Here is a 12,883-nt window from a genome sequence, read left to right as displayed (position 1 = left end):
GGCGCAGGGGGTTCTCAGTGCGCGATGCGCACGATGCCCTGCCCCTGCACGGCCGCCAAGCGGTCGGGAGGCACGAGGTGCGGAGCGATTTCGGCCAGGGGAACCAGCACAAAGGCCCGCTCCATCATGCGGGGATGCGGGAGCTCTAGCTCGGGGGTGCACTGGCAGGTGGTGCCATGGCACAGCACGTCGATGTCGAGCGTGCGGGGAGCGTTGCGGTAGGGCCGCTCACGGCCTGCCGCCTTCTCGATGGCCTGCACGGCATGGAGCAGGGCCAGCGGGGAGAGCGTGGTTTCCACGGCCACCACTGCATTGACATAATCCGGCCCGCTCGACTCGATGGGCGCGGTGCGGTAGAGCGAGGAAACCGCCCGGAGATGCGTGGACGGCAAGGTATCTAAGGCCTGCATGGCCGCCTGCACGGCACGGACCGGGTCTCCCAGATTGGCTCCCAGTGCCAGATAGGCGATGCTGGGAGTCGGTTCTGGAGATGCGCTGCCGCAGGAAGACCTGGCTGCCGCTTCAGGCTGCCTGCCTCGGGGCTCAGTCATCGGCTGCCTGCCGGGGGGCATCCCCTTCTGCAGATGCTGCAGGCTTGCGACGCCGGCGCCGCTTGGGCGGTGCTGCGGCCAGGTCGCGTTCGTCATCGCCCCCTGCTGCGGAGGCAGAGGCAGCCTCTTGCGATACCGCCATTCCCGGCTGTGTCGATGGGGTACTGATGGACGATGAAGCAGACGGTTCCGCTGCCCCCATGTCTGCCGCCGGCGGAGCATCGATCCCGGCAGCGGTGCCCTTGCGATGCCGCTTGCGGCGCTTGCGCGCAGGGGCGCTGTCGGGCTCGCCGTGAAGGGTTTCCGCCTGGCCCTGAGCGGAGGCTTCGGCCTCCACCGATTCCTCAGACGCTGTGGACAGCGATGCGCCGGACACGCGATGCACCTTGCCGGTGGGTTTGACCTTGCCTGTGGTGGCCTGACGGGCCTGTTTCTGCTGCTGGCGCTGCTGCTCGCGGGCCTCGGCCAGGAGGTCGTCACGCACGGCATCGTTGGCGGTACTGAAGGTCTGCCACCAGTCGGCCAGTTCGTCGGTCACCTCTCCCACCGACGCACGCAGGCGGAAGAAGTCGAAACCCGCCCGGAAACGCAGCTGTGCCACGAGGCTGTAAGGCCCGTTGCCGGTGCGCTTGTCGAATCGAGGCTGCATCATCCAGATTTCGCGCATGTCGGCGGCCAGCTTGCCCCGGCCGGACACATCGCCGATGCGGGCCTCGAACACTTCGTCGATGGCATCCTGCAGCGCAACGAATGCGGGCTTGTGTGCATGCACCTGCCGTTGCCAGGCTTCGCGCACGTCCTGCCACAACAGGCAGGCAAGCAGGAAGCTCGGGGCCACGGGCTTGCCCTCTCCGACGCGGCGGTCGGTATCTTGCAGGGCTCCGCGCACAAAGGGATCGCTGGCTCGATCCACGGCCAGCCCCAGCAGCGGATAGATGGCATCGGCAAAGCCGAGACGCGCCAGCAGCTCGACCGTGGCCATGGCGTGTCCGGTCTGCAGCAGCTTGAGCATCTCGTCGAACATGCGGCTCTGCGGCACATGGGTCAGGAGCGGCAGGCAGTCACGCAGGGGAGCCACGGTAGCCTTGTCTGCCTTGAAACCCAGGGGGCTGAGTTTGGCAGCGAAGCGGATGGCCCGGATGATGCGCACCGGATCCTCGTGATAGCGCAGCGCAGGCTCGCCGATCATGCGGATGACGCGCTTCTGCACATCGGCCATGCCCTTGTGATAGTCGACCACGATCTCGCTCTCGGGGTCGTAGTACATGGCGTTGATGGTGAAGTCGCGCCGGGCGGCATCTTCCTCCTGCGGGCCCCACACGTTGTCGCGCAGGAGCCGGCCGGAGGCGTCCACGGCATGCTCGACACCTTCGAGGGCGCGCCGGCTGGTCTTTTCGTTGCCGTTCACATGGGCCGCATCGGCGGCATCGAGATAGGCACGGAAGGTGGACACCTCGATGACCTCGTGCTCGCGCCCCCGTCCGTACACCACGTGCACGATCCGGAAGCGCCGCCCGATGATGAAGGCACGCCGGAACAGACGCTTGACCTCCTCGGGGGTGGCATTGGTTGCCACATCGAAATCCTTGGGCTTGAGCCCCACGAGCAGGTCGCGCACCGCTCCGCCGACGATGTAGGCATCGAAACCGGCTCTGCGCAGGGTCTGTACCACGTCCTTGGCCCGGTCGTCGACCAGCGCGGGATCAATGTGATGAATGCTGGCCGGCACCTCCACCCGCTTGCCGAACGAGGGACGGCGCCTTTTTTCCGCAGCCGGCTTGCCCAGCAGCTTGTGAAAGAGGTTCTTGATCATGTCAGTGGGTGGGAAAAAGATCCAGAATGCGCCAGCCCTCGCGGGTGGCATGGGCGCGCAGACGGTCGTCGGGGTTGGTGGCCACCGGCACGGCCGCCCGTTCGAGCAGCGGGAGATCGTTCATCGAATCGGAATAGAAGGTCACCCTTACCTGTTCCGAAGCCAGATTGCGGCGCGCAAGCCAGAGACCGAAATTGTGCACCTTTCCCTCTCGGAGATTGGGTTCCCCGTCGATCTCGCCAGTAATGTGGCCGCGCGTGTCTCGCTGCAGCTCGGTGGCGATGATGTGGTCATCGGCAAACCCAAGGGCCTCGCCGATCGGGCCCGCAATGAAACGGTTGGTGGCGGTGATCATCACGAGCGCGTCGCCGGCTTGGCGGTGCGCAGCCAGCAGGTCGAGCGCCGGGCGGGTGATCTGCGGACGGATGAACTCGTCGAGATAGCGCTGCTGGGCCGCCTGGGCCTCCGGCAGGGTGTGGGCCCGCACGGCCCGGGTGACGAAGCGCACGTATTCACGCATGTCGAGCGTGCCGGCCACGTACTGCTGGTAGAAGATGTCGTTCTGGCGCAGGGATTCCTCGGGATCGGTCCATCCGATCTCGTTGGTGAAGCGCGCCCAGGTGTAGTCGGAGTCGATCGGCAGCAGGGTATGGTCGAGGTCAAACAGGGCAATGTTCATGTTTCGTGCAGCATTTGCTTGAGCAGGGGAATGGTGATGTTGCGGCGCATTTCGAGCGAGTAGCCGTCGAGCATGCCCAACAGCTCGTTGAGGCTGCCCAGGTCGCGCGAGAAACGCTTGAGCATGAAGTGCAGCACCTCGTCACTGAGCACGATGCCGCGTTCGGCAGCGGCCCGGCGCAGCGCGGCGCGCACATCGTCGTCGCCCAGGGGTTGCAGGGCGTAGACCTGCCCCCAGCCCAGACGGGTGCGAAGATCCTCGCGCAGGGGCAGATCGGTCACGGGCAGGCTGCCAGCGGCCAGCACCCAGCGCGGCTCGCCCTGCAGTGGCGCCATGGCGTTGATGAACCAGTTGAAGGCCGTGTGCTGCTGTTCGTCGTTGTAGAGATCCACGTCATCCATGAACACGGCACTCCACCGCGGATCGAATTCGCGCACATAGCCGCTGCAGATGGTGTCCGCATCGAGCCAGCCTGCCGTCAGACCCTGCTCCTGCAGCTCCTGCAGTGCACCGAGCAGCAGGTGGGTCTTGCCGCTCCCCTCATCGCCCCAGATGTAGGTGGGTGCCGCCGTGGCCAGGGGATGCGTGACGAGCTGCTGCACATGGGCCAGGACCTGCGCATTGGGACCGGCTACCCAGGTATCGAGCCGGGGGCGCGGCACGAGGCCGATGTCGAGAGGAATCTGTTTCATGGATGCTTGCACGGCCGCTATTTTAGAGGGTCTGCCCGCACCTCCCCTGCCTGTCCACTCTCCATACTGCTCAAAGACCGGTCGCAGCACCTCCTCCGGTCAGTCGTGATTGTAGAGATCACTGCGAAAATACTGCTCGCGCAGGCGGCGCACTGCCACCAGCAGCACGGCACTGCACGGCAGCGCCACCAGCACCCCCACGAACCCGAAGAGCTGCCCGAAGGCCATCAGCGCAAAGATCACCACAAGCGGATGCAGCCCGATGCGCTCCCCCACCAGGCGAGGGGTCAGATAGAAGCTCTCCAGCACCTGCCCCACGCCGTACACCACAGCCACCATGAGTGCCGTGGAGGCAAACCCCATCTGCAGCAGCCCCGTCAGAGAGGCCAGCAGCAGCCCTGTGCCATAGCCCAGGTAGGGAACAAAGACAGCCAGCCCTGTGAAGATGCCCACCGGCAGGGCCAGATCGAGCCCGAACAGCGACAGCCCTACGCTGTAGTACAGGGCCAGCACCAGCATGACGATGAGCTGCCCCCGCAGATACTGCCCCAGCACGGCATCGGCATCCTCGGCAAAATGCTCCACGGCCCCGCGCATCTTGCGGGGAACGAGCTTGAACATGAAGAAGACAAAACGCTTCCAGTCCATCAGGAGATAGAACAGCACCATCGGAATGAGCATCACGTTGCCCAGCACCGACAGGGCCGCACTGCCGCCGATCTTGAGGGAGGACCACACCGAACTGCCGACGGTGGAGCTGTCCCCGTTGCTCATGGCCCGCAGCATGAGATCCCTGAGGGAGCTGAAGTTGAACTGGAAGGGCACGCCAAACCGGTTGAGCATCTGCTGCGTCCAGGCCCCGCCGCGGTCCACCAGCATCGGGAGCTGCTGCCGCATGATGGGCGCCTCCTTGAGAATGACCGGCACGATGAGCATGACCAAGCCCGTGACGGCCAGCAGAAAGACCGTCATCACCAGAATGACTGCCGCCCAGCGCGGCATCCTTCCCCGGCAGGCCGCCTCGAAATGGGTCACGGCTGGATTGAGCGCATACGCCAGGACCGCCCCCACGATGAAGGGCGTGAGGACAGCCCCCAGCAGCCAGAGCATGAGGACGAACACGCAGGCAATGACCAGCCATGCAGCCACGCGCTTCTGGTAGTCGGTAAATTCCATGGGAGAGCCGGTTGAAGCTATTTACAATACGGGAATTGTCCAATAAAGACGGGGCCGGCGCCTCGGCCCAGTTGCAACATTTTTCGTACAGTGCAACCGCCATCGCGCCTTTCCCCTTTCACTCCCATGCAGACCCCCATTTCCTACAAAGACGCCGGCGTTGACATCGACGCAGGCGACGCTCTCGTCGAACGCATCAAGCCCCTGGCCAAGAAGACCATGCGCGAGGGGGTGCTGGCCGGCATCGGCGGCTTTGGCGCACTCTTCGAGATCCCCAAGCGGTACAGCGAGCCCGTGCTGGTTTCCGGCACGGACGGTGTGGGCACCAAGCTGCGTCTGGCCTTCGAGTGGAACATGCACGACAGCGTCGGCATCGACCTTGTGGCCATGAGCGTGAACGACGTGCTGGTGCAGGGTGCCGAGCCGCTCTTCTTCCTGGACTACTTTGCCTGCGGCCACCTTGACGTGGACACCGCGGCTGCCGTGGTGGGCGGCATCGCCCGCGGCTGCGAAGAAAGCGGATGTGCCCTCATCGGCGGAGAGACGGCCGAAATGCCCGGCATGTATCCCGACGGCGAATACGACCTTGCCGGCTTCGCCGTCGGTGCAGTCGAAAAGAGCCGCATCCTCACCGGTCGCGACGTGCGCCCCGGCGACGTCGTGCTGGGTCTCGCCAGCCACGGCGTGCACAGCAATGGCTTCAGCCTGGTGCGCAAATGCATCGAGCGCGCCGGTTCCAGTCTGCCTGTCACGCTCGACGGCATGCCTTTCCGGGACGCCATCATGCGCCCCACTCGCCTGTACGTGAAGAGCGTGCTGGCGGCACTCGCACGCTTCAACGGTCAGGACCATGCCCCTGCCATCAAGGCTCTGGCCCACATCACCGGCGGCGGCCTGCTCGAAAACATTCCGCGCGTCCTGCCGGCAGGTACCGGCGCCGCACTGCAGCAAGGCTCCTGGCCCCGCACCGAACTGTTCGCCTGGCTGCAGGGCACGGCCGGCATTGACGACATCGAAATGAACCGCACCTTCAACAACGGCATCGGCATGGTCGTGGTGGTCGATGCAACCCAGGCCAGCGCCGTGGCGGATGCGCTGCGCGAACAGGGGGAAACGGTCTACGCCATCGGAGAAATCACCGCTCGCACCGACGATGCACCGCAGGTGACGGTAGCCTGATGTTCCCGGTGCGCCTCGCGCGCACCGGCCTCTATTCCCTGCAAGGCAAAAAGCCGTGCTCCATGAGAAGCACGGCTTTTTTTATGGAAAAGTGCCCTGCTGCCATCCTGTGCCCTGTTCCCCACGGAAGAGGAGTGAGATGCCTGCTCATGGCTCCCCTCCCATGCGATGGCATGCATGGCCCGCGCGCCTGGTGATGCTGCAACCTTCTTCATTCGGCTGCAGCACGGCACTGCCTGTCAGCGCCGCAACAGCGTACGGACCCTGAACCCTCCAACCGCCAGCGCGCCGAAATAGAGCACGGCCGCCACCGCGATCACCCACGTGAACTGCACGATGCGGTGCAGGCGATTCATGCCTGCGAGCCAAGCGAGCTGCTCATCGGCCCACAGCAGGAACGCCAGCATCAGCAGCGTAGCCGCCAGCACCTGCAGGGCAAAGCGCAGCCACCCGCGTGCAGGCTGATAGCTCCCGCGGCGCAGCAACCCCGCCAGCAGCATACCGGCATTGCCCATGGCCGCCAGACCGATCGACAGGGACAGCCCCCCCACCTGCAGGCGCGGCACAAACACGAGATTCATGAGCTGGGTCGCCACCAGCACCCCTATGGCGATCTTCACGGGCGTCTTGATGTCCTGCCGTGCATAGTAGGCAGGGGCCAGCACCTTGATGGCCACCAGCCCCACCAGCCCGGAGCCATAGCCCATCAGGGCCAGCGTGGTCTGCTGCACGTCGGACACCTTGAAGGCCCCGTAGTGGTAGAGCACGCTCACGAGCGGCATCGAGAACGCCAGCAGCGCCGCCGCACAGGGCACCGACAGCAGCACCACGAGTCGCAGCCCCCAATCGAGCATAGAGGAATAGGCGGCCGCATCGTTGGAGGCCTTGGCACGGGCCAGCTGCGGCATCAGCACCACACCCAGCGCCACCCCGAGCAGCGCCGTGGGGAACTCCATCAGGCGATCCGCATAGCTGAGCCAGCTCACGCTGCCCGGTGCAAGATGGGATGCAATCTGTGTGTTGATGAGCAGGGAAATCTGCGCCACGCTCACCCCCAGGATGGCAGGCAGCATGAGCCTGCCGATGCGTCGGGTGTGCGGATCGGCCAGCGACACCCGCAGGCTCGCCACACTGGCCCCGATGCGGGGAAACATTCCGAGTCGCTTGAGTGCCACGAGCTGCGTCACCAGCTGCAGCACCCCTCCGACCATGACCCCCATGCACAGCGCATACACCGGATGGATGCCCATGCGCGCAAACCACGGCGCCCCCCACCAGGCCGAGGCGATCATGGCCACATTGAGCAGTACGGGCGTGGCCGCCGGCACGGCATAGTGCTTCCAGGTGTTGAGGACCCCGGCCGCGAGAGCCACGAGCGACATGAAGCCGATATAGGGAAAGATCCAGCGCGTCATGACCACTGCGGCGTGGAACCCTTCTGGGCGCTGCTCCAGTCCGCTGGCCATGGCCCAGACCAGCACCGGCGCCCCGAGCACCCCCAGGATGCAGAAAACCAGCAGCACCCAGAACAGGACCGTGCTCACATGGTCGATCATGCGATGGGTGGCCGCGTCGCCCTCCTGCTCGCGGGAAGCGGCCAGCACCGGCACGAAGGCCTGGCTGAAGGCCCCTTCGGCAAACAGGCGCCGAAACAGGTTGGGGATGCGAAACGCCACGTTGAACGCATCGGTGTACATGCTCGCCCCGAAGGCCGAAGCAATCAGCAGCTCACGCACCAGACCCGCGATGCGGGATGCCAGCGTCAACAGGGAAACGAGGGAGGCGGATTTGAAAAGACTCACAACGGCACGGCAGAAGGCCAGTGCTTCCAGGCCCCCAGCCCTGCAGCCGGGGCCGGAATGCACCGGCGCGTGAAAATGGATGCAAGTGTAGCGCGCAGCCACCCCGCGCCATGGCCCTGCTGCGGCCTCAGATGCAAGCAGGCGTCACACCCTCCTGCCAGACACGCCACTGTATCCGGCACGCGCATTTGCGAGCGGCAGAGCCATCAGGCTATAATGCTCGGCTTTGCTGGCAACATCCATCAACACAAGGAATTATTGATATGGCTTCCGGAAAACCCAAGAAAAAGAACCCGCGTCTTGCCTCTGGCCGCAAGCGCGCTCGTCAGAACGTCAAGCTCAACACCGCCAACACGTCCCTGCGCTCCAAGTACCGCACTGCGGTGAAGAACGTCGAGAAGGCCGTTGCAGCCGGCGACAAGGACAAGGCCAAGGAACTGTTCGCCAAGATGCAGTCCGTGGTCGACACCGTCGCCGACAAGGGCATCTTCCACAAGAACAAGGCTTCCCGCGACAAGAGCCGCTTGTCCGCACAGGTCAAGGCTCTGGCCGCTGCCTGATCCTCTTCAGGCAACCCGCACGGTGTGGCTGGCCCACACCGCCGTTTGTCTGGGTGCGCTGCCAGCACTCCCAAGAAACCGCCTCCGGGCGGTTTTTTCATGTCTGGGGCGAGGCTGCAGACACAGTATCAAGGCCTGCTGCCCCCGTGTCCGTGATGTTCCCCGCCCGGGACAGGTCTCGTCACTGCGCCACCCTGTCACACCTCCTCAGGCGCGGTGAAAGAAGGCATAGCCCACACATACCGCCGCCACGATGCCCACGGCATCGGCAAACAGGGCACAGGCCAGCGCATGGCGGGTGTTGCGCACTCCCACGCTGCCAAAGTACACGGCCAGTACGTAGAAAGTCGTTTCGGTCGATCCCTGAATGATGGCCGCCACCTGGGCCGGAAACGAACCCACTCCATAGGTCTGCATCACGTCCACCATCAGCCCCCGGGCTCCGGAACCCGAAAGCACCTTCATCAGCCCCACCGGCAGTGCCGGCAGAAAATCGACCGGCAGCCCCAGAGCCGCCACTCCAGCCCCGATGCCCTGCATGATCCAGTCGAGTGCCCCGCTGGCCCGGAACACGGACACGGCGCCCAGCATGGCCACCAGGTAGGGGATGATCTGCACCGCTACCTGGAAACCTTCTCGCGCGCCTTCGACGAAGGTGTCGTACACCGGCACCCGGCGTACCGCTCCCGCCACCAGAAACAGCACCACCAGGCCGAAGATGATGCCTGCCCCCAGTGCGCCAACGAAGCGCGACGCCTGGGCCGCAGGCCACTGTGCGAGCCACCATGTCAGCGCCCCCAGCCCCGCACCGAAAAGAACTATGGGCAGCCATACGGCCAGGCGCCACAGCGGCAGACGCTGCACAGCAGCCACCATGAGCAGCGCTGCCAGCAGCGAAACGGAAGTGGCCACCAGAGTCGGCAGGAAGATGTCGGCCGCATTGAACCCCACGAGCCCCTGCTTGAGAGCCAGGGTCTGGCGGATGGCGATGACAGAGGTGGGGATCAGCGTCAGTCCGGCCGTGTTGAGCACGATGAACAGGATCTGCGCATTGGTGGCCGTGTCGGGTCGGGGATTGAGATGCTGCAGCTCCTGCATGGCCTTGAGGCCCAGGGGAGTGGCCGCATTGTCGAGCCCCAGCAGGTTGGCCGACAGGTTCATGGTCATGGCCCCCTGGGCGGCATGCCCCGAAGGCACACCCGGGAACAGATGACGAAACATGGGGTTGACCATGCGCGCGAGCAGAGCAATCAGGCCTGCCTTTTCACCGATGCGCAGAATGCCCAGCCACAGCGCCATGATGCCCGTGAGCCCCAGGGAGATGTCGAAGCCGGTGCGGGCAGCATCGAACAGCGCCGAAAGCAGGCGCGCGAACACATCGACCTGCCCCTGTGCCAGCTGCACCAGCGCGATCAGGAACGACACCACAAAGAATCCAAGCCAGACCAGATTGAGCACCATGGCGCAAACCATACCGCAAAAAGACGCGAATGCCGGTGCAGCCAATACGGCCGGGCGGAGGTCCCATGGCCGGTTTCCCCTCGGTCCGGAAGGGCCACACGATCGGTGTACGATAGCTCGCCATAGCCCCGGACGCCGCGTGCCGGCATGTGGCCCACCAGAGTCGCCTGCGGTGTGTGGCACCCGTTTTTCCGTTCGCATTTCCCCGAAAGGATTCTGCATGAAGCTCTACTACTCGCCCGGCGCCTGTTCCCTGTCCCCCCATATCGCCCTGCAGGAAGCCGGCGTGCCCTACGAGACCGTGCTGGCCTCCACCAGCACCCACAAGCTGCCGGATGGCACCGATTTTCACACCATCAATGCGCTCGGCTATGTGCCTGTGCTGGAGCTTGACGACGGCACCCGCATGACCGAAGGCCCCGCCCTGGTGCAGTACATCGCAGACCAGGCCCCGGAAAAACACCTTGCTCCGGCCAACGGCACTCTTGCCCGCTATCGACTGCAGGCATGGCTCAACTTCATTGCCACCGAGCTGCACAAGAACTTCGGCCCCCTCTTCCACGACATGGGCGAAAAGGCCAAGACGGAATCGACCGCACTGCTGATCGAGCGGCTGAAATGGGTCGAGTCCCAGCTCGAAGGCAAGGAGTACCTGATGGGAGACACCTACTCGGTGGCGGACATCTACTTCTTTGTGGCGTCGAACTGGTGCCGCCTCACACGCATCGACATCTCCGGCATGCCCCGCATCCTGGCCCTGCGCCAGCGCGTCATGGCCCGTCCAGCCGTGCAGGAAGCGCTGCAGGCAGAAGGCCTGCGCATGCCGCCGTTCTGAAGGGGGAGGTCCTCCATGGCAACGCCTCATGTGGGCTCGGGTGAAGTGGTGTCATTGCCGGGCTTATGCTCGGATGTCATGCATGCAACCACACAGGCCTTGATGAAAAGCCGGCAGCTTGAAATCGTGCGGATCGTACTTCATGCCGGCAAGAATCTGCCCGAACATCAGGTGGAAGGCGAACTGACCTTGCAGTGTCTCAAGGGGCTATGCGTCCTTGCCACGCCAGAGAGGACAGTCTCCCTCAAGGAGGGTGACTGGGTACATCTCCAAGCCCATGAGCCGCATGCGCTGACTGCAGTGACAGATACCGTGATGCTCCTTACCCTGCGGCTGCCAGACTGAATCCCCTCATCTGCCACGCGTTCCCCACTGCGGATTTCAAGGAACTCCATGCCTCAAGACCATCTGCTGCGCTGGGCCAATGGCCGCTGGACCGCTCCGCTGGTGCGCAGGCTGGGGTTGCCCCAGCCCCGCGTGCTGCCACGCTGCACCTCGGCTTACGGGCCACGGGAATTCGAGGGCCGGCATGTACAGCGGGTGCGCGTTCCCTCCGGGGCGCCAGACTCCGGAGGGCTGGCAGACTGGCTGCGGCACCGGGGTGCCCAGCTGTGGCCCGAGTCCGGGCGACTCGGTGTCCCTGCTCCCGATGCGCAGCCGTCTCCCCGGCTGCAGACCTGCATCGTCGATGCACGCACGCTGATCCGCACCGCGCTGCTCGACGAACTGCATGACGCACTGAGCGACGCAGTGCGCCAGATGGCTCCGGGAGGGCGCATGCTGTTCCTGGCGCCTGCCGCCGAGGAAAGCTGCCGTGCAGCCTTGCCAGAGGCCCTGCTCTGCCGCCGTGCGCTGGAAGGATTCATGCGCTCGCTCGCCAGGGAGCTGGGGCGCCGGGGCGCCACTGTCAACATGGTGTGCCTGCCCCAGGGGCCTCTGTACGATGCCCCGGAGCAGTGGGCTCCCATGCTCCGTTTCCTGGGTACGGACCGCAGTGCTTATGTGTCCGGTCAGGTGCTTGTGCTGCAGGACGAGGCGGACCATCCCTTTGGCCCAGCGGCCTCCCCCTGGAACGACACCCTGGCAGTCGTCACCGGCGCTGCGGGAGGCATCGGTGCTGCCACGGTACGACGGCTGGCCGCCGAGGGAGCGCGTGTGGCCTGTGTGGATCGCCCCGAAGCCGCCCCGACGCTCGATGCCCTCGCCCATGAAGTACGGGGACTTGCCCTGCCGCTCGACATCATCCAGCCCGATGCCCCCGATATTCTGGCCGCCGCCCTGGCTGGCCACGGGGGAATCGACCTCATGGTGCACAACGCCGGCATCACGCGCGACCGCACATTCGCCCGCATGCGTGCCGACGAATGGCACACGGTAATGGCAGTCAACCTGCAGGCGATTCTGGCCATCGATGCAGCGCTCGACGCGGCGACCCTGTGGAAACCCGGCGCCCGGGAAGTCTGCCTCTCTTCGATCAGCGGCCTGGCCGGCAATGCCGGACAGACCAACTACGCCGCCACCAAGGCAGGCCTCATCGGCCATGTGCAGCAGCGGGCGCGCATCTGGCAATCCAGCGGCCGACGCATCAACGCCATCGCCCCGGGATTCATCGAAACTCCCATGACAGCCCATATGCCCTGGATGGCACGCGAAGCCGCACGCCGACTCAATGCGCTCAGCCAGGGAGGTCTTCCAGCCGATGTGGCCGAAGCCATCGCCTTCATCTCCCATCCGGAAGCCACCACCGTGCAGGGGCAGGTGCTGCGCGTGTGCGGACTCTCGCTGCTGGGCGCCTGACCGCTTCCTCTGGCGGTACCGAACCTGCCGACTCACGGTTTGCTTGCCAGAACGCCGCCCGCTTCTGGATTTTTCAGGACCTTTTCCCAAAACCTCATCAAACAGCAAGTGATCGATACCCATTGCTTGCGCCAGCAACTTCCTTTATATCGACTGAAGCGCGGCGATTTGTTTTACAGCTCCCGAACAAGAATCGGAACCTGCACCTTGGGCAGCAGGCGCTGGGTGAACAGGTCTTCCTGGTAATAGCGGATCTTGTCCACGAGAGCAGGGTGTGCCATGCCTTCGATGATCAGGATTTCCCGGTCGCTGCCCATGGCCTTGAGTTCCTGCGGCAG

12 protein-coding genes are annotated in these 12,883 nt (G+C 64.8%); 5 read left to right on the top strand and 7 right to left on the bottom strand.

Annotated elements, in window-relative coordinates:
• Window positions 1–14 precede the first annotated feature (14 nt).
• The 5 genes from folK to ACE3P9_RS09370 all read right to left on the bottom strand — a co-directional run bounded on the left by folK (window position 15) and on the right by ACE3P9_RS09370 (window position 4,911).
• Window positions 15–551, bottom strand: a complete 537-nt coding sequence (gene folK, locus ACE3P9_RS09390) for a 2-amino-4-hydroxy-6-hydroxymethyldihydropteridine diphosphokinase (RefSeq protein WP_374493623.1) — start codon at window positions 549–551, stop codon at window positions 15–17.
• On the bottom strand, window positions 544–2,364 hold the full coding sequence (pcnB, locus tag ACE3P9_RS09385; RefSeq protein ID WP_374493622.1) for a polynucleotide adenylyltransferase PcnB: 1,821 nt from the start codon (window positions 2,362–2,364) through the stop codon (window positions 544–546). Before pcnB ends, folK begins: the two co-directional genes overlap by 8 nt.
• Before the next feature lies 1 nt (window position 2,365).
• Window positions 2,366–3,043 carry an HAD family hydrolase gene (locus ACE3P9_RS09380; RefSeq protein WP_374493620.1) on the bottom strand — a complete coding sequence of 226 codons (678 nt, stop codon included), beginning with the start codon at window positions 3,041–3,043 and terminating at the stop codon, window positions 2,366–2,368.
• Entirely contained in the window at window positions 3,040–3,735 is a 696-nt protein-coding gene (gene hda, locus ACE3P9_RS09375) for a DnaA regulatory inactivator Hda (RefSeq protein ID WP_374493619.1), read from the bottom strand. Before hda ends, ACE3P9_RS09380 begins: the two co-directional genes overlap by 4 nt.
• 99 nt (window positions 3,736–3,834) lie before the next feature.
• Window positions 3,835–4,911, bottom strand: coding sequence for an AI-2E family transporter (locus ACE3P9_RS09370; RefSeq protein ID WP_374493617.1), 1,077 nt, complete (start codon window positions 4,909–4,911; stop codon window positions 3,835–3,837).
• 126 nt (window positions 4,912–5,037) lie between these two features.
• Here ACE3P9_RS09370 and purM point away from each other — a divergent pair, with 126 nt between their 5' ends.
• A complete protein-coding gene (gene purM, locus ACE3P9_RS09365) occupies window positions 5,038–6,090 on the top strand; it encodes a phosphoribosylformylglycinamidine cyclo-ligase (protein ID WP_374493616.1) in 1,053 nt (350 codons plus the stop codon).
• 239 nt (window positions 6,091–6,329) lie between these two features.
• Here the strand turns inward: purM and murJ are convergent, their stop codons facing one another.
• Window positions 6,330–7,892: a murein biosynthesis integral membrane protein MurJ gene (gene murJ / locus ACE3P9_RS09360; RefSeq protein WP_374493614.1), complete on the bottom strand. Its 1,563-nt coding sequence runs from the start codon at window positions 7,890–7,892 to the stop codon at window positions 6,330–6,332.
• A gap of 263 nt (window positions 7,893–8,155) precedes the next feature.
• On the opposite strand from murJ, the gene rpsT reads away from it, so the two are divergent.
• Complete coding sequence (gene rpsT, locus ACE3P9_RS09355; RefSeq protein ID WP_374493612.1) at window positions 8,156–8,452, top strand: 30S ribosomal protein S20; 297 nt, start codon at window positions 8,156–8,158, stop codon at window positions 8,450–8,452.
• 207 nt (window positions 8,453–8,659) lie between these two features.
• Here rpsT and ACE3P9_RS09350 read toward each other — a convergent pair whose 3' ends face one another.
• Window positions 8,660–9,913: a nucleoside recognition domain-containing protein gene (locus ACE3P9_RS09350; RefSeq protein WP_374493610.1), complete on the bottom strand. Its 1,254-nt coding sequence runs from the start codon at window positions 9,911–9,913 to the stop codon at window positions 8,660–8,662.
• Between the two features lie 220 nt (window positions 9,914–10,133).
• On the opposite strand from ACE3P9_RS09350, the gene gstA reads away from it, so the two are divergent.
• Genes gstA through ACE3P9_RS09335 form a run of 3 tightly spaced genes read left to right on the top strand, consistent with a single transcriptional unit; the run spans window position 10,134 to window position 12,545 of the window.
• The gene (gene gstA / locus ACE3P9_RS09345) at window positions 10,134–10,748 is read left to right on the top strand and encodes a glutathione transferase GstA (RefSeq protein WP_374493608.1); all 615 of its coding nucleotides are present in this window, start codon (window positions 10,134–10,136) and stop codon (window positions 10,746–10,748) included.
• A gap of 15 nt (window positions 10,749–10,763) precedes the next feature.
• Window positions 10,764–11,093, top strand: coding sequence for a cupin domain-containing protein (locus ACE3P9_RS09340; protein WP_374493606.1), 330 nt, complete (start codon window positions 10,764–10,766; stop codon window positions 11,091–11,093).
• Window positions 11,094–11,141: 48 nt separating this feature from the next.
• The gene (locus ACE3P9_RS09335) at window positions 11,142–12,545 is read left to right on the top strand and encodes a 3-oxoacyl-ACP reductase (protein ID WP_374493603.1); all 1,404 of its coding nucleotides are present in this window, start codon (window positions 11,142–11,144) and stop codon (window positions 12,543–12,545) included.
• Window positions 12,546–12,883 lie beyond the last annotated feature (338 nt).

Origin of the sequence: Allobrachymonas sp., assembly GCF_041912815.1 — a bacterium.
In the GTDB taxonomy this organism is placed as follows: Bacteria; Pseudomonadota; Gammaproteobacteria; order Burkholderiales; family Burkholderiaceae_C; genus Brachymonas.
The sequence above is the reverse complement of the archived record's forward strand: the minus strand, read 5'-3'. Positions and strand labels throughout refer to the sequence as shown.